Source organism: Paenibacillus sp. FSL H7-0326, from assembly GCF_001955535.1.
Classification (GTDB): domain Bacteria; phylum Bacillota; class Bacilli; order Paenibacillales; family Paenibacillaceae; genus Paenibacillus; species Paenibacillus shunpengii.
In genome coordinates this window covers 519920-542220 of sequence record NZ_MPVN01000004.1, presented here as the reverse complement: position 1 = coordinate 542220, position 22301 = coordinate 519920, and the positions used below count along the sequence as shown (strand labels likewise).

14 protein-coding genes are annotated in these 22301 nt (G+C 41.6%); 1 reads left to right on the top strand and 13 read right to left on the bottom strand.

Going from position 1 to position 22301, the window contains the following annotated elements; translation table 11 throughout:
* Nucleotides 1-3: 3 nt before the first annotated feature.
* Complete coding sequence (argC, locus tag BK126_RS21295; RefSeq protein ID WP_076314536.1) at nucleotides 4-1053, bottom strand: N-acetyl-gamma-glutamyl-phosphate reductase; 1050 nt, start codon at nucleotides 1051-1053, stop codon at nucleotides 4-6.
* Between the two features lie 391 nt (nucleotides 1054-1444).
* On the opposite strand from argC, the gene cls reads away from it, so the two are divergent.
* Entirely contained in the window at nucleotides 1445-2893 is a 1449-nt protein-coding gene (gene cls / locus BK126_RS21290) for a cardiolipin synthase (RefSeq protein WP_076314535.1), read from the top strand.
* Between the two features lie 276 nt (nucleotides 2894-3169).
* Here the strand turns inward: cls and BK126_RS21285 are convergent, their stop codons facing one another.
* From BK126_RS21285 to fliD, 12 genes are all read right to left on the bottom strand, one after another.
* The gene (locus BK126_RS21285; protein WP_076314534.1) at nucleotides 3170-4069 is read right to left on the bottom strand and encodes a YitT family protein; all 900 of its coding nucleotides are present in this window, start codon (nucleotides 4067-4069) and stop codon (nucleotides 3170-3172) included.
* 117 nt (nucleotides 4070-4186) lie between these two features.
* Nucleotides 4187-5300, bottom strand: a protein-coding gene (gene prfB / locus BK126_RS21280; RefSeq protein ID WP_143757775.1) for a peptide chain release factor 2 whose coding sequence is annotated in 2 segments (ribosomal slippage) — nucleotides 4187-5227 and nucleotides 5229-5300 — 1113 coding nt in all. Because the reading frame shifts where the segments join, the coding sequence is not laid out codon by codon here.
* Between the two features lie 206 nt (nucleotides 5301-5506).
* Entirely contained in the window at nucleotides 5507-8014 is a 2508-nt protein-coding gene (secA, locus tag BK126_RS21275) for a preprotein translocase subunit SecA (protein ID WP_076314532.1), read from the bottom strand.
* Between the two features lie 544 nt (nucleotides 8015-8558).
* On the bottom strand, nucleotides 8559-9131 hold the full coding sequence (gene hpf, locus BK126_RS21270) for a ribosome hibernation-promoting factor, HPF/YfiA family (RefSeq protein ID WP_076314531.1): 573 nt from the start codon (nucleotides 9129-9131) through the stop codon (nucleotides 8559-8561).
* A gap of 543 nt (nucleotides 9132-9674) precedes the next feature.
* The gene (locus tag BK126_RS21265) at nucleotides 9675-9872 is read right to left on the bottom strand and encodes a cold-shock protein (protein ID WP_007132290.1); all 198 of its coding nucleotides are present in this window, start codon (nucleotides 9870-9872) and stop codon (nucleotides 9675-9677) included.
* Nucleotides 9873-10163: 291 nt separating this feature from the next.
* Entirely contained in the window at nucleotides 10164-14930 is a 4767-nt protein-coding gene (locus BK126_RS21260) for an S-layer homology domain-containing protein (protein WP_076314530.1), read from the bottom strand.
* 307 nt (nucleotides 14931-15237) lie between these two features.
* On the bottom strand, nucleotides 15238-16308 hold the full coding sequence (locus BK126_RS21255) for a tetratricopeptide repeat-containing glycosyltransferase family 2 protein (protein ID WP_083656042.1): 1071 nt from the start codon (nucleotides 16306-16308) through the stop codon (nucleotides 15238-15240).
* 43 nt (nucleotides 16309-16351) lie between these two features.
* On the bottom strand, nucleotides 16352-18079 hold the full coding sequence (locus tag BK126_RS21250; RefSeq protein WP_076314529.1) for a glycosyltransferase: 1728 nt from the start codon (nucleotides 18077-18079) through the stop codon (nucleotides 16352-16354).
* A 20-nt stretch (nucleotides 18080-18099) separates the two neighbouring features.
* Nucleotides 18100-20049: a glycosyltransferase gene (locus BK126_RS21245; RefSeq protein WP_076314528.1), complete on the bottom strand. Its 1950-nt coding sequence runs from the start codon at nucleotides 20047-20049 to the stop codon at nucleotides 18100-18102.
* Between the two features lie 15 nt (nucleotides 20050-20064).
* Nucleotides 20065-20406 carry a hypothetical protein gene (locus BK126_RS21240; protein ID WP_076314527.1) on the bottom strand — a complete coding sequence of 114 codons (342 nt, stop codon included), beginning with the start codon at nucleotides 20404-20406 and terminating at the stop codon, nucleotides 20065-20067.
* Nucleotides 20406-20789, bottom strand: coding sequence for a flagellar export chaperone FliS (fliS, locus tag BK126_RS21235; protein WP_076314526.1), 384 nt, complete (start codon nucleotides 20787-20789; stop codon nucleotides 20406-20408). Before fliS ends, BK126_RS21240 begins: the two co-directional genes overlap by 1 nt.
* 18 nt (nucleotides 20790-20807) lie before the next feature.
* Nucleotides 20808-22301, bottom strand: coding sequence for a flagellar filament capping protein FliD (gene fliD / locus BK126_RS21230; protein WP_076314525.1), 1494 nt, complete (start codon nucleotides 22299-22301; stop codon nucleotides 20808-20810).

Here is a 22301-nt window from a genome sequence, read left to right as displayed (position 1 = left end):
TACTTATGGGTATACTGGTGAGAATTGAAGCCCTGTTGCTTCATCCCAGCCCATCATCAGATTCAAATTCTGAATGGCCTGCCCAGCAGCACCCTTCACGACATTATCAATAACAGCGAAAATGGTAACTCTTCCTGTGCGCGAATCGGCTGAGAAGCCAATGTCACAATAGTTGGATGCGAATACTTCCTTCGTCGCCGGCCAGCTGCCCGCCTGCCTGATTCGAACGAACGGCTTGCCTTCGTAGTACTGGTTGTATGCATCAATGAAATCCTGGTCTGTATAATTTCCGTTTAGGGATGCATAAATCGTGCTCATGATCCCTCTAGTCATAGGTACGAGCTGTGTTGTAAACGTGACCGTTACTTTATGACCTGCAATATCGGTTAATACCTGCTCAATCTCCGGAATGTGCTGGTGCTTATTAACCTTGTAGGCTTTGAAATTCTCGTTAATTTCAGCATAATGAGAAGTCAGGCTTGTGCCACGGCCTGCTCCGGATACACCGGATTTCGCATCAATAATGATGCTTGCGGGATCAATCATGCCTGCTGCGATGGCAGGAATCAGACCCAGCAGCGTTGCTGTCGGATAACAGCCCGGGTTAGAGATGAAGTCTACACCTTGAACCTTCTCTCCGTACACTTCGCTCAGTCCATAAACAGCCTGCTCCAAATACCGATTCTCTGCAGGAGCGTGTTTATACCATGTTTCATACTCTGCTCCATCCTTCAGCCTGAAGTCGCCTGACAGGTCAATGACCTTGAGACCCGCATCAATGAGCTGAGGAACGAGCTGTGTACTTACGCCGGATGGAGTCGCGGTGAATACCAGATCCATATTTGCTGCCATTTGGGCTACGTCGATGCCGTCCAGTGTCTGCTCCATAATGGTATTTAAATGGGGGAACCCTTCTGCTATGGATACTCCGCTCGTTGATGACGAAATGACGGAAGCGATCTCTACGTTCGGATGATGCTGTAAAAAACGAATGAGCTCCACTCCGCCGTACCCAGTGGAACCCACAATTGCGACTTTTAATTTGTCCTTCATAATGTCTCCCCTTCTCTCTTCAGCTGAGCTCACAGTTCATGCAGCTCTCTATGTATGCAGCACTCTATCGGACGGTGCCTGTCATATCGGCAATTGCTGAATTTCTGCTTACTATTATCCGATTTCCTCAAACCATTTAACGATACGTTCTCTTTAATAGATGTGAATTATTATACATCCACGCTTATATAAATACAACACTTTATGCATGATTTCTATTTGTTATTATTCATTCCTGTTTCTTCCTCAGCTCAAAAAAATGATGACAGGCTATGAAATCTCTTTTCGTTGATTCCGATTGAGTGATATGATGCATAATAGGGTTAATTAAGATAGATTGATTATTAGGCCCAGCTACATAGATATCATCGAATTTGGAGGAACAACTCACTTGGATATCAACCATATCAGCTACATTGTAGTGATCATCATTAACATGTTACTAGCGGCCGCTCTTATATTTCTGGAACGCAAAGACGCTTCTTCCACCTGGGCCTGGCTGCTGGTGCTTACGTTTATTCCGATTGTAGGGTTCGTGCTCTACCTGCTGCTCGGGCAGAATCTTACAAGATACCGCCTTTTTCAATGGAAGGAACGCGCCAAGCTCAACATCGACCAGATGGTCATCGATCAGATTCGCCACCTGCAGGAGAAGGATTTCCCATTCCGCAAACAAGACACATTAGAGTACAAGGATTTTATTTATATGCATTTGATTCAGAACGGTGCATTATTTACGGAAGACAATAGTGTCGAAATCTTCTGCGACGGACATCATAAATTCAACAAGCTTATGGAAGACATTGAAAATGCAAAGGATCATATTCATATCCAGTACTATATCCTTCGAGGAGATGGGCTGGGGAGAAGCATACGAAATGCGCTGATCAAAAAAGCCCAAGAAGGCGTATACGTGCGGGTGCTGTATGATGCGCTCGGCTCACGGAGCATGAAGAAGAGCTTCTTCAAGGAGCTGGTTGCCGCCGGCGGGAAGGTCGAGGTCTTTTTCCCATCGAAGTTCAGGCTGATCAACCTGCGTCTCAATTACCGTAATCACCGCAAGCTCGTTATTATTGATGGAATTATCGGCTATACTGGCGGATTTAATGTCGGGGACGAGTATCTGGGCAAGGATAAGAATTTTGGATACTGGCGCGATACCCACCTGCGAATTCAAGGAACTGCGGTTTCCACGCTGCAGGCCCGGTTCATTATGGACTGGAATGAAGCGTCCCGCTATCATGACATTACATTTGTGCCCGAACATTTTCCCGAGCCGGAAGGCAAGGATCATATCGGTATGCAGATTGTAACGAGCGGGCCTGATGCCGAGATCGAGCATATCAAGAATGGTTATATCAAAATGATCTCTGCTGCGAAGAAATCCATCATCATTCAGACGCCGTATTTCATTCCTGATGCCAGTATGCTCGATGCGGTGCGGATCGCCTGTCTGTCAGGAATTGACGTGCGTATTATGATTCCGAATAAGCCGGACCATATGTTTGTCTACTGGGCAACCACCTCGTATGTCGGTGAGCTTATTAAGGTTGGCGCCAAGATCTATATTTATGACAATGGCTTCCTGCATACGAAAATGATTGTCGTGGATAAGAAAATTGCGACCATTGGTACAGCCAACTTCGATGTCCGCAGCTTCCGGCTTAACTTCGAGATTAACGCATTCATTTATGATACCAAGATTGCGCTTGAGCTGACGGATGCTTTTGAAAAAGATATGCAGCTCTCTGCCGAGATGACGGCAGAACACTACCGGCAGCGTTCACTCTGGATTCGGTTCAAGGAATCGATATCCCGGCTGCTGTCGCCTATTTTATAGCTTTATAATAGAGAAAAAGGGAGTGCCTCCGTTTAAACGTGAGGTCACTCCCTTTTGTCATTTCAATAATAACCCATAACTATATAGTCTTGATTGAATCTGACATCATATTATGAAATCGATTCACTCAGTCTGCCTAGACTTCATCTCTGTAGTTGTACATTTATTCATCAACATGTGTACTTGCAACGATCGAACGATTTCTTACACTTCATTTATCCACAGTGCGTCTATAAAGTACAATTGCAAATAAACAGCTAAAGCCCAGCTCTGTGTCTAGAACGTCTTCTTGAACCCTTCTCCCAGCACCTCATGCGCATTCGTAATGGTCACAAATGCATTCGGGTCCACCGAACGAACGAGCGTCTTCAATCTCGCAATCTCACTTTGACCCACAACCACCATCAGCACCGTACGTTCATCATCCGTATAGCCGCCTTGGGCAGAGAGCTTTGTTACTCCTCGGTCCAGATCGTGCAATATTGCCTGCTTAATCGGTTCTGTGAAATTGGATATGATATAAGCAACTTTGGACGTACCAAATCCCATTTCAACGGCATCGATCACTTTTCCCGTGACATATAAACTGATAAGCGCATACAGTGAGTTCTCTAGTGACAGCAGCATCCCCGCTATGACAATAACCGCTCCATCTAAGAGCATGACACTCAGCGACAGCCGGAGACCACTGTATTTCTGAATAATTTGCGCAAGGATCGTCAGTCCCCCGGTTGATCCTCGTCCGCGGTATACGATACCAATTCCGAGTCCAACACCAATCCCGCCAAAGATCGAGGCCAGCAGCGGGTTGCTGGTCGGCACTGTCCAATCCTTGGTTAGATAAACGAATAACGGAAGCATGACACTTCCCAGCAGAGACCGGATGGCATATTGTCTTCCCAGTATCGAATACCCTGCAATGAATAACGGAATGTTCAGCGCCCACTGTGTAAATGCCGGTTCGAAGCCGAAGGCCGCCTGCCCCAGAATCGAGATCCCCGATACACCCCCTGAGGCGATTAAGTTCGGCACGAGGAACAAATTAAAGGCAATCGACATGACAAATGCCCCGAATATGATGAAAAAGGCATCAACGGCCACTCGCAGCGGACCGTCTACCGGAATGAGATTTGAAGCTCGTTTGTTCCTGCTCTTGCGCTCTTGTGCGTGCTGCATCTTGATTACTGTCTCCCCTTAAATAGATGATCAATGACAAAAGTTCATAATTAAAGACAACCAAAAAAATTCCTACACGGCTATACTTACCCTTACCATGTAGGAATTCCATATAAATTATTCAGACTCCACCTTAATTTGCTTGCGGAGGTATCCATCAATGAAAGCATCGAGATCGCCGTCCATCACTGCACCTACGTTCCCCGTTTCCACGGATGTACGGTGATCCTTTACCATACTATAGGGATGGAATACATAGGAGCGGATCTGGCTGCCCCATGCAATATCCGACTGTTCTCCTCGGATTTCATCCAGTTGTTTTTGCTGCTCTTCTAGTTTTCTCTCATATAGCTTTGAACGAAGCATGGTCATGGCACGCTCACGGTTCTTGATCTGAGAACGCTCATTCTGGCAAGTAACGACGACACCAGTGGGAATATGCGTGATCCGTACAGCAGAGTCCGTCGTATTGATGTGCTGACCGCCGGCGCCGCTCGCACGGTACGTATCGATCTTCAGATCTTCCGTCCGGATATCCACTTCCACGTCCTCTGTAATCTCAGGTACAACATCACAGGATACGAAGGAGGTATGTCTGCGCCCAGAGGAATCAAATGGAGAGATTCGTACCAGACGGTGCACACCCTTCTCGGCTTTGAGGTAACCGTAAGCGTTATAGCCCTTAATGGACAAGGTCACACTCTTGATGCCTGCTTCATCTCCAGGAAGGTAATCCAGCACTTCCACCTTGAAGCCGCGCTTCTCTGCCCAACGGGTATACATCCGAAGCAGCATCTGTCCCCAGTCCTGAGATTCGGTACCGCCTGCTCCTGGATGCAGCTCCAGAATGGCGTTCATCTTGTCATAAGGCTGATCCAGCAGCAGCTGCAGCTCGAATTCCTCCAGCTTGCTTACCAGGGCTGTGATCGCTTCGCCGATTTCTGCCGCGATGCTCTCATCGCCTTCCTCTTCGGCAAGCTCGATCATCATGCTTGCATCATCATATTCCTGCTGCAGCTTCTTATACTGATCGACAGAGCCTTTCACCGCATTCATCTCGGAAATGAGGGCCTGTGCTTTATCATTATCATCCCAAAAATCAGGGGCTGACATCTTCTCTTCGAAGTTCGCGATCATTTCATTCTTCAGATCTAAGTCAAAGAGACCCCCTAAGGTTGGTTAATTTCTTGCTGATCTCGCGCAAATCCTGCTTAATGCTTGGTTCAATCATAATTCACAGATTCCTCTCTTTACTTGTAGATAAAGCCCCATTGAGACTCGCCTTTGTACAGAAACAGTAACAAGGACAGGTCTCAAGGAGCTGTATTATAAAACAAGCCTATTTCGGATGCTGCATCAGCCATTCCACGTATTCTGTGCATCACACAAGTGGAATTCTGCGCAACATCCTCTTTTTATTTTATATTCTATGCCGAATTAAGAAGTTTGACCATGGCAATGTTTATATTTCTTACCACTGCCGCAAGGACAAGGATCATTGCGTCCGATTTGGTCTGCTACCTTCACGGGACGCTTCTCCGCAGGTTCACCGCTTGTCGAGATCTGCTTCTCGTCCACAACCGCTTGACGCTCCTGGTTGCTCTCGATTTGAGCTCTCATGACATAAGTCGCGACTTCCTCCTGAATCGTGGAGATCATCTCGTTGAACATCGCAAATCCTTCGAACTGATACTCGCGAAGCGGATCTGTACCGCCGTACGCCCGAAGGTGAATCCCTTGACGCAGCTGATCCATCGCATCAATATGGTCCATCCATTTGCTGTCTACCGCACGAAGCACAATAACCTTCTCGAACTCACGCACCATTTCTTCCCCAATGCGTTCTTCACGGGCATCATACTTCTCCTGTACCTTGCCAAAGATGAACTCAACGATCTCTTCAACCTCTTTGCCCCACAGATCATCGCGGGTAATTGCGCCCTCTTCGAGCATCTTGCTGTTTATATAATCTGCCACTTCCTGCAGCTCCCAGTTCTCTGGGATATCATCCGGACAGTGAGCTTCCACATTACGCTGAATCGTTCCACGGATCATCTCCATCACGATCTGCTTAATGTTCTCGGACTCCAGCACTTCACGGCGCTGCTTGTAGATGACTTCACGCTGCTGGTTCATCACATCGTCATATTGAAGAACGACTTTACGCATATCGAAGTTGTTGCCTTCAACACGCTTCTGAGCCGATTCTACGGCACGCGTAATCATCTTGCTCTCGATCGGCTGATCTTCCTCGAAGCCAAGACGCTCCATCATGTTCAGTACGTTGTCCGCACCAAAGCGCTTCATGAGCTCATCGCCAAGCGACAGATAGAACTGCGTCGAACCCGGGTCACCCTGACGTCCGGCACGACCGCGCAGCTGGTTATCAATCCGTCTCGACTCGTGGCGCTCGGTACCGATAATGTGCAATCCGCCAAGCTCCGCTACGCCTTCACCGAGGATAATGTCTGTACCGCGTCCAGCCATGTTGGTCGCAATCGTTACTGCTCCAGCCTGACCTGCGCCGGAGATGATCTGTGCTTCCTCTGCATGGTATTTCGCGTTCAATACCTGATGCTTCACGCCCTTGCGCTTCAGCATCTCAGACAGAACCTCTGAGTTCTCAATGGATACGGTACCCACGAGCACCGGCTGCTTCTTCGCATGGCGTTCTACAATCTCGTTCACCACGGCTCTGAACTTGCTGTCTACGCTCTTGTAGACTACATCCGCCATATCCTGACGCTGGTTCGGACGGTTCGTCGGTACTTGAAGCACTTCAAGTCCATAAATCTTCTTGAACTCTTCTTCCTCCGTCTTCGCCGTACCGGTCATACCTGCCAGCTTCTTGTACATCCGGAAATAGTTCTGGAAGGTAATCGTCGCGAGCGTCATGCTCTCATTCTGAACTTCAATGCCTTCCTTCGCTTCGATCGCCTGGTGCAGGCCATCACTGTAACGACGACCCGCCATCAGACGGCCTGTAAATTCGTCAACGATGACAACTTCACCTTCGGCAACGACGTAATCTACGTCACGACGCATGATGACATTCGCCTTAAGCCCCTGCACAATATGGTGGTTCAGCGTGACATGGGCTTGGTCGTACAAGTTATCAATGCCAAAAGCACGCTCCGCCTTCGCAACCCCTGCTTCCGTCAGCGCTACGGACTTGACCTTGATATCTACAGTGTAGTCTTCTTCAGCGACCAGCTTCTTCACGAAACGATCGGCTGCAAAATAAAGCTCTGTCGATTTCTGGGCTTGTCCGGAAATGATGAGCGGTGTACGCGCTTCGTCAACGAGGATGGAGTCCACTTCATCAATGATACAGAAATACAGCGGACGCTGTACCATCTGTTCCTTATAAAGAACCATGTTGTCACGCAGGTAGTCGAACCCGTACTCGTTGTTCGTTCCGTAAGTAATATCACATGCATATGCAGCCTGCTTGGACGCATGATCCATACCGCTCAGGTTAATTCCAACAGTCATGCCAAGGAACTCATAAATCTGTCCCATCTCCTGGCTGTCACGCTGAGCCAAATAGTCATTGACCGTAACCACGTGAGCACCCTTGCCAAGAAGTGCATTGAGATATACAGGCAGCGTTCCGACAAGCGTCTTCCCTTCCCCTGTCTTCATTTCTGCAATACGGCCCTCATGCAGTGCAATACCGCCAACCAGCTGTACGTCGTAGTGACGCTTATTCAAAACACGCTTCGATGCTTCCCGTACAGTAGCAAAAGCTTCCGGCAGCAGTTCTTCAAGAGTAGCCCCTTTCTCGATCCGTGCGCGGAACTCCTCTGTCTTCCCTTTGAGCTGAGCGTCAGAAAGCGCGGCAAATTCCGGTTCCATTTTATTAATCGTATCGACCGTCTTCATCAGACGTTTGACATCACGCTCGTTGGTGTCGCCGAAGATCTTCTTCACTAGTCCTAGCATGGTTAACCCCTTTCGTGCAAAACAGATGTTAGAATCAAACTCGGCATGCAAAGGGTAAATGTTAGGAACTTGAGTGGTTCGTTATTCATTCAAAGTTCTTACATGCACAAGCTGATGTTCATATCGAATCAATCATTAAATTTTTATGCATATCCAAAATGCGGTGAATCCATTTCAAAACTCAGTACAAGGATGAATTTGATTCAGTAGTATACATAAAAAAGGTTTTGCCTAAATTGTAACAGTTTGTCAAGGCAGTCGCAACAAGGGCAAGCCCTTTATTTTCACCGAATTCCGCGATTGAAAAGAGCAGTGAAACACATCACAGCCCTATCCCTTCTTCCGGCAAGACCCTGTATATATAGACGCATGAGCCTAATATTAAGTTTCGCTATTTGACGAAGACATTATGTGGAAAAATACAAAAAAGAGCCCCTGCTCATCAAAGAGAGGGCTCCGGGTTATTTTCCAGTTCATCCAAATTCTCAATTCAAACCTTAACAGCACAAATCCTGCACGATTCAGCCATCATCATTCTGGCTGCTTATTCCTGTTCAATCAAACCATACTTGCCGTCATTACGCTTGTACACGACATTGACCTCATTGTTCTCAATATTGGAGAATACAAAGAAGTTATGGCCGACCATGTTCATCTGCAAAATGGCTTCTTCCACATCCATCGGCTTCAGAAAGAACCTCTTCGTGCGGACCACTTCCAGATCGTCGTACTCACTGTCCAGCTCCTCATCGGTCACTGGGGACGGGCTGGCAGGAACATTTTCAACAAAAAACGTCTTCAGATTATCTTCTTGACGGAATTTGCGGTTGATCTTCGTCTTATGCTTCCGAATCTGACGCTCAAGCTTCTCCACCACAGCGTCAATGGACGCATACATGTCAGTGCTCTCGTCTTCTGCGCGAAGGACTAGACCTTTCATCGGAATCGTAACCTCAACAGTGTGGAACCCGCGGTTAACATTCACGCTAAGCGTCACATTGCCATCAGAGGTTAGAGGTTCATCGAAATACTTCTCTAGCTTGCTAAGTTTCTTGTCGACATATTCTTTCAAAGCATCGGTAACCTCGATTTGTTGACCTCGAATACTCAAATTCATAGGGCAATTCCTCCTTTTCCTTTGCACCTCGATTATAACATGTTTGTTAGGCGAATGTAAAAAGAATGAGGGCGTTTTACACATATATAACACAAAGTTATGACAATTGTATGAGGTGCGTTTGAGGAGAGCAGGAATCGGTTAAAATACTGTGTTAGCCTTGTGAAATGAAAAGAAATCTGCGGATTTTGACGGAGACTTCCGCTTATTTTGTCGGAAATTTAATATGATGTGAAATAAAATTTCTGGTTATGCAAGAAAATAAGCTTCAGATCTCGTTGAGATAAGGTTGAAGTTGTCTTGCATGGGGCTGAGATTCTAAGTAGGCACATATCAAAATTAGGAATTGGATATTCCAAAGAGACCATGCATGTGTTTGTCCTTTCATGTGTAACTTGGTACTCCCACTAAAAGAGGATGAGAAATCAAGCCTTCCGACGGGAACAAAAAAAACCTTGAGACAACTGTCTCAAGGTTGACGCTAGCTAAACTCAATTGTTAACCATCTAACCGTTATATGTAGGTCGGGCTAAGCCGGGATGATTATAATTTGATTACGTTAGCAGCTTGTGGTCCACGTGCGCCTTCGACGATTTCGAATTCTACGGATTGACCTTCTTCCAAAGTCTTGAAGCCTTCGGATTGGATTGCGGAAAAGTGTACGAATACGTCGCCGCCTTCCTCAGTCTCGATGAAACCATAACCTTTTTCTGCGTTAAACCATTTAACTTTACCTTGCATGCACGAACATTCCCTTCGTCATCAAATGAAGTGAGCTTGGCTCACATCTCCGACTATACCATCCAAACTTATCCATTGTCAATTGGAAAAGAAAATGATTACCTTCAAATAAATAACATATGAATGTTAATATATTGTCGAAAATTGTCCTTTCCATGAACTTCTGTTTAATTTAAAATCATTCCAAATAAAAGGAGATTGCTTGGTAACAACGAGACTGATCGTCATCACCCCAAGCAATCCCCATATTGATTTTACGAAGTATATCCTAGTCCATTACAAACTTAGACCCTAGTTAACTGCAGTAGGTTCAAAATAGTAATACTTAAAGCCTTCCTTACCTGGAGCTGTGATGTCTTCTACTCTGTATTGATTCGAAACATCCTTAATTGTTGGCGCACTTCCATTCTTAGGATCAGTCCAGATTGCAACTTCCTCATTGTGGTGACTAATTCCCTCAACCGTTAGTGTAGGTTGTGACTCAACATTGGTGCCTCGGGAGACTTCAATTCCTCCCCATGCATTATCGGAAGTCTCGATATTGTGCACCGATACCTCTGCACCGTTAACGAGCATACCACCATTCAGGGCTGTGGTTAGATTTACATTCTCTAGTGCAACACCGGTAGCCTTGTAAACATGGATGTTGTATTTCTGTGAACCAGCCACGGTAAGATTCTTGAGCTGTGTACCGTTACCAAAGATAACGAAGCTATTTCCTGCTTCGGTAAGGCTAAGTGTATGATTAGCACCTTCAATAATTACATTTTGACCTGTAACTTCGAGAACGACGCCTGTTTCGGTAATCGATTTCCCGAGTTTGATTTTATTGCCATCCCCCTTAACTGCAGCAGAAAGTTCTTGGAACGAGTTTACTACTTGGTGTGCATCTTTCAGAATATAGTTGGTATAGCCTTGCTTGTCAGGGCGCACATCAGCATAGGAACGGTATTGCTCAGATGCATCAATAACCTGGTTACCTTCACCAGATGGGTTTACTGTCCAGATCGCTACTGCTTCGTCATGGCTGCTTGTTCCCTTAACCGTAAGAGTAGAAGCTTGAAGACTTTCTCCTGCACCTTTCGAAACTTCGATACCACCCCATGCATTCCCGCTTGTTGTCACATTACTTACAGTAACTTCTGATCCGTTAATTAATAGTCCGCCTTTAAGCGAGTCCTGTAAGATGACATCTTCGATGTTCACATTGTTGGCATTATATACTTGAAGATTGTATTCAGTGGAACCTTGAATGGTCAGATTGCTTACAGATACACCATCGTTCTCAACGGTGAATCTGTTACCTTCACCGGTGATCTCAAGAGTATAGCCATCGCCATCAATTTGAACATTTTCTCCAGTAACTGCTACCGACTCTTCTCCGGCTAAATCAGCTCCCAGTTGAACCTTGTTGTTGTCGATAGTAACCGCCTGTTTAAATTCTGCTAGTGAATTTACAACTTGATATGCTTCACTCAAAATATAGTTGGTATATCCTTGTTTGTCAGGACGCACATCAGTATAGGAACGGTATTGCTCAGATGCATCAATAACCTGGTTAGCTTCACCAGCTGGGTTCACAGTCCAGATCGCTACTGCTTCGTCATGGCTGCTTGTTCCCTTAACTGTAAGAGTAGAAGCTTTAAGCCCTTCTCCTGCTCCTTTTGAAACTTCGATACCGCCCCAATCATTGCCGATTGTCTTTATGTTATTCACAGTAACTTCTGATCCGTTAACCAACAGTCCACCCTTAAGCGAGTTCTGCAAGATTACATCATTGATGTTCACATTGTTGGCATTATATACTTGAAGATTGTATTCAGTGGAACCTTGAATGGTCAGATTGCTTATAGATACATCATCGTTCTCTACGGTGAATCGATTACCTTTACCTGTGATCTCTAGTGTAAAATCGTTCCCATCTAGTTCTACATTTTCACCTGTAACTGCTACCGACTCTTCTCCCGACAAATCGGCCCACAGTTGAACCTTGTTGTTGTCGATAGTAACCGCTTGTTTAAATTCTGCTAGTGAACTTACTACTTGGTATGCATCTTTCAGAATATAGTTGGTATAGCCTTGTTTATCAGGACGCACATCAGCATAGGAACGGTATTGCTCAGATGCATCAATAACCTGGTTACCTTCACCAGTTGGGTTCACTGTCCAGATCGCTACTGCTTCGTCATGGCTGCTTGTTCCCTTGACTGTAAGAGTAGAAGCTTTAAGCCCTTCTCCTGCTCCTTTCGAAACTTCGATACCACCCCAAGCATTCCCGCTTGTTGTTACGTTATTTGCAGTAACCTCTGATCCGTTAATCAATAATCCGCCTTTAAGCGAGTTCTGCAAGATGACATCTTCAATGATCACATTATTGGCATTATATACTTGAAGATTGTATTCAGCAGAGTCTTTTATGGTCAGGTTGCTTACAGATGCACCATCGTTCTCCACTGTGAATCGGTTACCTTTACCTGTGATTTGTAGAGTAAAACCATAGCCATCTATTTGAACATTTTCGCCTGTAATTGCCACAGATTGCTGTCCTACGAGATTGGCTTCCAGCTTGATCTTGTTGTTATTAATTGTCACAGCTTCACTAAGCTCAGATAGTGTTGTCACAGAAACCACTTCAATGACAGATGACTCAAGTATGCTTACAGCCAATTGAAGATCTGAAATTGCGGTATACACAGCTTGCGATGATATTTCTACATTACTATACACACTCTTAGCAACAGAAATTTGCTCATCAAGGGCTTCTTTTTGCTCCGCTGGCACTTGTCCGATCTGATCCCCGACAACGTAAGTATCAGCAATTACAGTGGCTCTTTTAATCTCGCTGTACAACACTGCTTTTGCTGCTTTGACAGCTTCGGATTCTACTTGCTCGTCTGTGATAATAGCAGCATTAAAGCTACTAATCGCTTCATTTAAGCTTGAAGTCGCTACATTGACAACGTTGATGTCCGTTTGATTTGAATATACAGACTTAGCCACCGTTATAGCTGCATCTAAATTCTCTTTAGCAGCTTGTGAGACTTGGCCTACCTCTTCACCTACACTTGTATTAACATAAAGCTGATCAGCTTCTACGATCCTTACGTATAATTGTTGCTTCGCATTCTCCAACTCGTCTGAACCATCTTGATCCTCTTTATTTATTGCACTCTGGAACGTTTGAACTGCATTATCGAGATTACGGTTTGCCAGATTGACTTCCGCAACACTAACCGTTATATCAGCATATACGGCTTCAGCAACACGAATAGCTTCAGTGAAATCAATTTTGGCTTGTACAGAAACCTGACCTACCTCTTCGCCTACATAAACTGCTTCGTTGAGGGATTTAGCATTGTTAATGGTAAGACCAAGCTCTAACTTCGCTGCTTGTAATCCTTCTTCTGTACTATCTGTTATAATTGCGGCGTTGAATGCTTCAATCGCAGCAACCAGGTCAGCGTGAGATTGATTCACCTGTGCTTGAGTCGCATTCGCATTAAGATAAACAACGTCAGCAGAAGCAACTGCAGATATAAGTGCATTTTTACTATCCTGATTAATTTGGCCTGGTTCTGTACCAACTGGAACGTCTTCAATCAGATCTCTCGCAATATTTAATGCCACGAACAATGCCGATTTGTCTACTTGAGCCGGTACCGGGTCCGGATTATTTCCCGAATTTCCACCACCTCCACTGCCACCGCTAGATACTGGAGGTGTAGTACTTGGTGGTAAAGTGACGTTATCCTTTTGTACACCATCCAATTGACTTGGCTTGGTCTCAAATGAAGAGCCTTGAGCACCCTCATTTAATGTAGCTTTCGAAATCGTCCCTGAACCCAATAATTGAGTCATTGCACCCAGTACAAGCTGAGCAATTCGAGTATTGCTGCTAAGTGTAATTTCATTGCCGTCTGCATCTTCGCTTACCAAGAAATTCTCAATGGAGCCACGAACCAGTTCAACGGAAATAGAGGCAGCATACAGATCTACATCATCAAATATTCCGTTTAATACAACGGTGCTATTCGATGGAAGTTCTCTCGACAGCTCCACATCTGTAAAACCTACGCCTGATGCATTTTCCTCTTCCAATTTTACAGATGAGTTCACAATTACGTTCTGAGCACTTGTGGATCCCTCTGCTACTATACGTACAGTACCGTCCTTCTTGTTAACAACAATGTTGATGAGGACAGAATCCACGAGATGAATGGAATTCTCACCGCCGCCCTCTACATTCGTCGTACCATAAACCTTTACATTTTTTATAGTGACATCTCCTGCTCCAATACCTTCAGCAAACAGAAGATCCCCTTTAATCTCTGTGTTCACGAGCGTGACATCTGGCACGCTAATAATGACGTTACCTTCGATAACTGTCTTCTCTTCATCAGAGCCATATGTTCCAGCTTCGTCATATGTAATCGTATTCAACTCTTTTTCATTTGCTATCGCGTTATCAATCAAAACTATTGCTTCTGCTCTGGTCAAAGAACGGAGAGGAGCAAACGTATCATTCGGATATCCCTTCATTACTTCTCGCTCTACTACGGAAGCAACTGCTGCTTTACTCCAGCCAGCAATACTGTTACGATCTGAAAATTGATTCAGCGTATTATAATCATTGCTCTTCACATTTAATAATTTGGAAATCATGACTGCTGCTTCTTGTCTAGTTACGGTTGTGCCAGGTCGGAAAGTATTGTCCTCATATCCTTGTACATATCCGGCCTCAACGGCTTTGGCAATATCAGTATATGCCCAATTGGATACAGATAAATCCTCGAAAGATATTGAAGCCTGTGCTGTGTATCCAAAGCTCCGATTGATTAAAGAAACAAATTCAGCACGTGAAATCGACTGATTAGGCTTAACCGTTCCATCTGCATACCCATTAAGGTTCCCTTGGTTAATCCAGGTTTGAAGCTGGCTCTCCGCCCAATGTCCTTCCAAGTCTTTTCCTAATTGTGCAGCTCCTACAGTTCCCAATGAACTCAGCGCCATACTGATACTCAATAACCCTGTGACTGTACCACGAACTTTCTTACTCACTTTTATTCCTCCCAGATGTTTGAATATAGAAATAAAATTGGAACAGCAAAAATGCAGGTCCTGAAGACTAATTATTCTGATATTCGAGATATAATTATATCTATAGAACTAAGTCTAATGAACTACTTGTCTAGGAGTATAATACCATTTTAATTTTATTTGTGCTAGATGTTGTCAAAAAATATATTATTTTGGATGATCACTGAAAATAACTCACCTCTTTAAATGCAAAAAAGATAGCCCTGGAATAAACTCCAGAGCTATCTTTGATTAGTTGGCTCCTCTTGTAACAAAACATCAAGTGAGCCTATATTAATAAATTTTTCATTCTTTCAATAGAAGGTTCATAATTATACTTTGCAGCCTGCTCATACTGTTCTTTAGCTAAAGGCAGTTCTCCAGTCGCTTCGTAGTACACACCTAAATTATGATGTGCAGCAAAACTCCCGGTACCTAATACACTACCTTCAGAATTGCTATCACCGATCTCAAGAGCTCTTAAGTAATACTTCTCAATAAGCGGTAACAAGCTAATGAATTGTTCAGGATCACTTAATGTAACTTCTAGTAGATAAAGACCCGATACAAAAAAGAAATCTGGGTTATCCCACAAAAAGTCCCGATTATCCTCTATTACGTCCAAACCCTTATGTAAGAGATTAGAGTTTATCATAGAATACAAATAATCTATTATGATCCTTGGTGCATAAGGTTCTCTTAAGTTCATTAGTGAATAGGCATGCTCCAAATACTTATTGGATTCGAGATGCTCATCTAATCCCCGATACTCTTTTGCAATCTGATAGTAATAGTATGGATCTTGAGGATTCTCTTCAATCACTTTTTTTAGTATCGGTATATTTCTTGAGCTTTTCTTCTTCTCCAGGTATCCGTCATGCTGTATTTCGATATCTATAATCTTACGTGGAAGATCAGAATCTATTTGTTCATGTATTTTCCCAGTGTATCTGCAATGAGAAGGAAATAACCTGGATATATATATCTGTTCATAATTAAGACCATCCGAACCCAAGAATTTATTTATTATCTTCACTTTCCCTATAGCCTCATGTGAGTTAATAAATGATCTGATTGATTGCATACAATCATTAGATATCATTTCATCCGCATCGAGTACTATACACCAATTACTTTTCACTTGCGAAAGAGCATAATTTCGAGCTGATGAGAAATCCTGCTCCCACACATAATCAAAGATTCGGGCATTAAAATTACGTGCAATATCCTTAGTGTTATCTGTGGATCCAGTGTCGACAATTACGATTTCATCAACCAAGTTAAGCACACTCTCAAGACAGCGTTCTAACACAGAAGCTTCATCCTTAACAATCATGACTAAAGCAAGGGTGGAATTCATATTTATCTCCGTAGAGTTTTTTCTTAATAACATATAACTTGCATTATAAAAAAATACTTTCCAATTGTTTCGATAAGTTCGTATCAACTATTCTTAGTCGATTAAGATAGTCAGCAGACATTTGGTCTTCACCAACATAATTCAAGAAATATGAAATGTTATAGAGGACTTCTTTGTCAGAAGGGTTTAGCTCAATTGCTTCTAGGAAAAAAGGAATTACACGTTCATGTTTACCATTCTCAAAAAATGATACACCTATAGAATTAAGCACTTTACAACCATCAATTTCTTCTGAATGCAAGATCTGATCAATCATTTCTTGATCTTTATGCGTGAAAATGAGCTCAAATATATCGGTAGTACTGCAATCATTATCATTTATATATTTTAATTTATTGTATAAATCAGTATTCTTGGCCTTAATGAGATACTGATAAACAGTGAACTGTTGAAGCATTGCTCCATTTGAAAATTTGGATAATTCTCCAATAAATTTTTCAGCTTTTGAATTGTATATTTCTTTTCCAGTTATGCTTATCTCTTTATAATGAGCATTCATAAACATTCTTTGAATAGAATCATAGGTGAAAAATCTTAGATGTGTCTCATCAAGTATACCTGATTTAGTATAATTCCATTGTCCTCGCTGTAAGAGACCAGACATCACACTGTAATGCATAATATTAGGTATGCTGGCAATGATGTGTCCGTCCGGCTTTAAATAGTCTTTAATTTGATGAAGCACTTTCCAAGGATCCTTTAAATGTTCAAGTACATCTGCAAATATGATATAGTCGAAATAGCCCTTTTCGTAATCAAAGAGAGATTCATTCTCAATGTCAAATGATTTAACATTCGAAACAAGAGAAGCAACATCTGCAGCTTGATCGTTTAATTCTATACCGTGAAGCACAGCATTTTTATACAAATTCTTAATCTGTAATAGTGTTCCTCCACAAGCACACCCTACCTCAAGAATATTAATATGATCTTCTAATCCAGATTCAATCATATCTATAATCTCGAACCTAATATGCTGATTATAATCAGGATGGAACCCCCATTTTTCCTTAAATTTGTTCGAATTAGATAACATCAATTCACTATAAGCATCGCCTTGTTCTTTAAAGGAAACACTTCCGTAATGATGTATAAACGTATCTTTACATAAAATCAGCTTATATCCTGCTTTTCTTATTCTTAAGCTATAATCATCGTCTTCATAATTACCCGGAGTAAACCGTTCATCTAATAATCCAACCATGTCTACGACGTCTTTCTTTATTAACATGCAATATCCTACTAATTTCAATCTTTCTTCCCATTTATCTTGACTGGAAATATTAAATCCTGCAGCAAAATTATGCATATCTGATAAAGTCTCGTAACTTTTATCAATCTGTTGATAATAAGATGAATTGTTTGTCACACAACCAACTGCTCCTATTTGATCACCACTGTATAATGCAGTCCTTAAATTTTCTAACCAATTGGTTGTTACAACAATATCATTATTTAGCAATAAAATGTCTGAGCCTTTTGCTATTCGAATACCTTGATTACAGCCAGCCGGAAATCCTTTGTTGGTCTGATTATATATTGCTGTTATATCTTGCTGCTCTCTCAACCAATCTACCGTACCATCAGTTGAATTGTTGTCAACAACAATAATTTCGTAAGTCGAGGACTCAGTAAATTTTCTAATACTTTCAATACATTCCTTCGTATAACTTAGCTGGTTCAAAGTCAAAATTATAATTGAAGTCTTCACAGGACCCTCCTTGGTTATGTTTAAGCAAATGTTTTTTTTATAAACTTAATAGATAAGAAAGGGTCAAATTCGTTCTTGAATTTCTCAATATATTCCTCTCTGATGGACCCAGATGCTTGTAGGATTAAAGGATAATAAAGATGTCTTCTCTTTGGGTCTTTTCTCAAAGCTTCTCTTAAAAATTCTATCGAATCTTCATGCTGTCCATGATTGTACATGTAAAGTCCTAAGTTTTCTAAACTTATCACATCTAAATCATTTGTAGATAGTAATGATGAATAATATTGAAAAGCTAACTCGTATAATCCTACCTTGTAGAAATAATTTGCCAGCATATTAGTTATCTTTGGATGTTTGACTTTAGCAATAAGACGATCATAATCATCGAATTGTTTTAATTGAAATAGTGCTTTACAGATTAGAAAAAGCTCTTTACTCCATTTTGCAATCATTTCTGTTGTAATTTCTCTATCATCAACTAAATTGTAAAGTAATTCGTTAAATTCTGGACCCTCTTCACCATCAAATATATATCCACTGTTATCAATCACTATTTTATTATTCCAAATTATGAAGCCTGCAGCTAATGCTATTTTTGTATTAATATTTTCTCGCAAAATATCTTTTAAGTTAGAGGCGGCCTCGAACCATTGATTTACATCCTTATTTGCTAGTCCTAATCTTAGCTGGTCTGTCCACTGCATAGGAGAATCCTTTGGTTGGAGATTCTGATAATGGTCAATAATATCCTTATTACATAGACTTAAAGCTATTTTGTAGATTAAATTCAAATCGTAGTTATCTTTTAACTCTAGTGTCCTGCCTAACATATCCAGAATATCTTCAATTGTCTCATGATGTAGTAGCCACTCTAATAATCTTAATAGAGCCTCCCCATCCCTTTGATTACTCTTAATTATTTTTGTCAGCCAATAAACAGCTCTTTCTTCCTTATTTAAACGAAAACAGATATTAACTAATTGATATGCAGGTAAATAGAAAGCAAACTTCGGATCTGTCAGCCAAATTTCACGTGACCATTTTGCATTTTTTTCTGCACATTGTATACCTTTCTCATAGCATTCCTCTGCTTCTTTGAAATAGCCCAAAGTTTCGTAATGAATCCCTCTAGTTACGAAATACTCAGGATAATCTGCAAACTTCTTGAGTTTCGTCTCAATTAGGTCCCATGATTTATCGAGCATATCCTGCCTTATATATAAAGTAATTAATCCCATTAAGCAAAAAGGATGCCATGTGCTTGTATCGGATCCTCTTTCTAGAGCTATGTTAAAACATTCAATTGCCTTTAATTCTTCTCCGCCATGGGCATGTTGGTTACCAAGTGTAAAATAATCATAGGCACTCATCTCACCTTTTTTTTGCATCTCATTGAAGATATACATATTACGCTCATGCTTTTTCTTGCTTTCAATAATTGATTGTTGGTATCCTGAGTGAAAAATATTGAGTTCGATCAGTTTACTTTGCAGCATTCCATTCTTCCCAACTAATTGTTCATGGATAGGGTTAGTAAATTTAATTCCATTGTAATTAGGAAATAGTCTTGTTACTGGAGCTGTCGAAATTTGATGATTTAATTTTCTGTCGTCCAAATGATTTACTATCATTAATGTATAAACCAGCTCTTTATGGGGATTCTCTTTTTTCAACAAGTCTCTCCATAAATGAATTTGATGATTAGGCAAATACTCGTCAGCATCCATGATAAGAATCCATTGGCCCTTAGCAAATTGAATAGAGTAATTTCTTGCAGCTGCGAAGTCATTGCACCATTCAAAATCATAAACTTGTTCAGTATATTTTGCAGCTATCTCTTTTGTCTTATCCGTGGAGCCAGTATCAACGATGATTATTTCATCAGCAACACTTTTAATGCTTTCAAGCGCCTGGGATAACACAGCTTCTTCGTCCTTGACAATCATGCAGACACTCAGTAGTTTGTTCATAAATACCGCCTTAATTTAATTCTTCTTATCAAAGAAGAAACTGTCTGGAGTATAGTTCATGTTATAAGCTGAACGTTGTTCTTTAATTGATTCTCTTTTTAATAGCCACTCAGTTGCTTCATCTTTCAGTGACTGCATCCTAGAAATAACTAAACTATCATGCATCATTAAAGCTTTAATTTTCTCTTTCGTATCTAAACTCAACTCTTCTTTATAATCTAATAAGTTATTAACGATCTCTTCTTTCTTATCAACTAGTTCAACAATTTGCTCATAATTTGCATGGTCCACCACAGACAACAATTCAGTTACATTTCTTTCTAATTCATTGATAAGTGAAGATAAAGTGGCCGTCATCAATATTCTCCTTTAGTAGTAAGGGACTTGCTCGCTAAGTCCCAGGTATCTCTTAACTCTACAAGCTGGTAAAGGATTTCAGACGCAGCTCCCAGATCCTTGTGTATATTGGCATGTATTAAACGGTGAATCATATACTCATATACTTGGTATAATTGATTGGAGATTTGATAATCGAAATTAAGAGATGCAATCAGTTCGTGAATAATAGCTTGAGCTTTGCCAAAAAACATATTCGTCTTCTCTATATTTTTCTCTTCTATTGCAGCTATACCCGCTTTCACAAATCGGATTGCTCCATCATAAAGCATTAATAATAACTGCGAAGGTGAAGCCGTCTGCATACTGGTTTGTTGATATTTTTGTTGAGCTGTACTAAACATTCAAACCTCTCCTTATCCTTACGAAATGAAACTTGATAAACTGGAGGAGATACTATTATATTTATTCATCGCAGTTTCCATTGCTGTAAATTGTCTGTAGTAACGAGTCTCCAGCATATTTAATCTTAATTGGACGTCTGATATTCTTTTATCGAATGATTTGAGTTGATCACCCATTTCGCTTTGAGGCAGGAAAGCAGTTGTAGGATCTGTGCTAAATCTAGATGTACCTGCTTTTTCGGAAATAAGCTTTAGTGAATCCTGTTCTATCTTCTTTAATCTATTGAATAATCCATCAGTCTGGGAATATCCTGTATTGCTAGCACCATCAACATTTTTAAAAAAAGACGCAACTTGATCGGGATTAGCCTCTATAGCTGCACGAAGTTTATTTTCGTCTATTTGCAGCTTACCTTTTTGTTGATAGTCACCTGTTGTTATTCCTATATTGGTAAGATTCATGCTTTTTACTACACTTCCGTCGGGAAGAGTGAAGTCAGTAGTAAAATCGCTCATAACAGCGAGCCGCATCTGGCTTATCGTATTATTCAATATAGAGTCATTCTTCAGCATACCGCTTTTAGATTTTTCTTCCCAAAGCTTAATTTCGTTCTCGCTCATCGCCTCTTTTTGTTCTGTTGTAAGAGGCAGATAAGTTCTATATCGTTCCTGACTTGTCATAGAATTGAGAAAAGAGAGTGTGTCATTATAAGCATTTACAAACTCCTTAATCGTCTCTACTGTTTTATCAACATCCTGTGTGACTTCAATTTGTGTACTTTGACCTTGGGGAGTTGTTCCATTCAAGCTGATTTCAAGACCGTTCACCGTGAATCTATTAGAAGATTGCGTGGTTTTAATACCATTAATAATGACTTCTGCATCTGTACCTGGGGTTGTGGATTCAATTACGAGAGACGAGTTGCTTACCAACCCTCCAGACAGAGCGATAGTATTGTCTTTTCCCGTTGCTTTGCTTGTAAAAGATAATTTTCCGGATGCTGAATCGTAAACTGCAGTGACTCCTGTTTTACTATTGCTATTGATCTTGTTCATGAGAGAATCAATTGTATCATCTTTATTAAATACTATCGGATCTGCATCACCGATTTTTATTACGTTTTCTGTTCCATTATAACCACCTGTATAAATATCCGAAATTTTTGTTGCACCTGCTGTACCTTGAAGTACAGTAGTGGATGCCTTTGCAAGACTAATAACTTCAACATTCAATACTGAATTTGAAGCAGCGCCAGTTGGTGTAGCAGTAAGTACGTTTGAAGCACCCGAAATCACTGTTTTCTTAGCGTCTATAGCACTGCTTAGACTCAGTGAAGACAATTTTTCTTGGAACGTAACTAACTTGGTGCTCACAGTTCTATAATCTTCTCGTTTCCATTCTACAAGCTGTTTCTGCTGATTCAGCTTATCTAAAGGAGCTTTCTGTGCCGTCATCAGTTGTTTTACGATTGAATCTATATCAAGTCCAGAAGCAAATCCACTAATACGCAT

What these genes read in the sequence shown, in the direction of transcription:
- BK126_RS21245 (WP_076314528.1), bottom strand. Translation starts at nt 20,049, where the DNA reads ATGAACAAACTACTGAGTGTCTGCATGATTGTCAAGGACGAAGAAGCT.
- BK126_RS21240 (WP_076314527.1), bottom strand. Translation starts at nt 20,406, where the DNA reads ATGACGGCCACTTTATCTTCACTTATCAATGAATTAGAAAGAAATGTA.
- argC (WP_076314536.1), bottom strand. Translation starts at nt 1,053, where the DNA reads ATGAAGGACAAATTAAAAGTCGCAATTGTGGGTTCCACTGGGTACGGC.
- secA (WP_076314532.1), bottom strand. Translation starts at nt 8,014, where the DNA reads ATGCTAGGACTAGTGAAGAAGATCTTCGGCGACACCAACGAGCGTGAT.
- BK126_RS21255 (WP_083656042.1), bottom strand. Translation starts at nt 16,308, where the DNA reads ATGAATTCCACCCTTGCTTTAGTCATGATTGTTAAGGATGAAGCTTCT.
- fliS (WP_076314526.1), bottom strand. Translation starts at nt 20,789, where the DNA reads ATGTTTAGTACAGCTCAACAAAAATATCAACAAACCAGTATGCAGACG.
- BK126_RS21285 (WP_076314534.1), bottom strand. Translation starts at nt 4,069, where the DNA reads ATGCAGCACGCACAAGAGCGCAAGAGCAGGAACAAACGAGCTTCAAAT.
- BK126_RS21265 (WP_007132290.1), bottom strand. Translation starts at nt 9,872, where the DNA reads ATGCAAGGTAAAGTTAAATGGTTTAACGCAGAAAAAGGTTATGGTTTC.
- hpf (WP_076314531.1), bottom strand. Translation starts at nt 9,131, where the DNA reads ATGAATTTGAGTATTCGAGGTCAACAAATCGAGGTTACCGATGCTTTG.
- fliD (WP_076314525.1), bottom strand. Translation starts at nt 22,301, where the DNA reads ATGCGTATTAGTGGATTTGCTTCTGGACTTGATATAGATTCAATCGTA.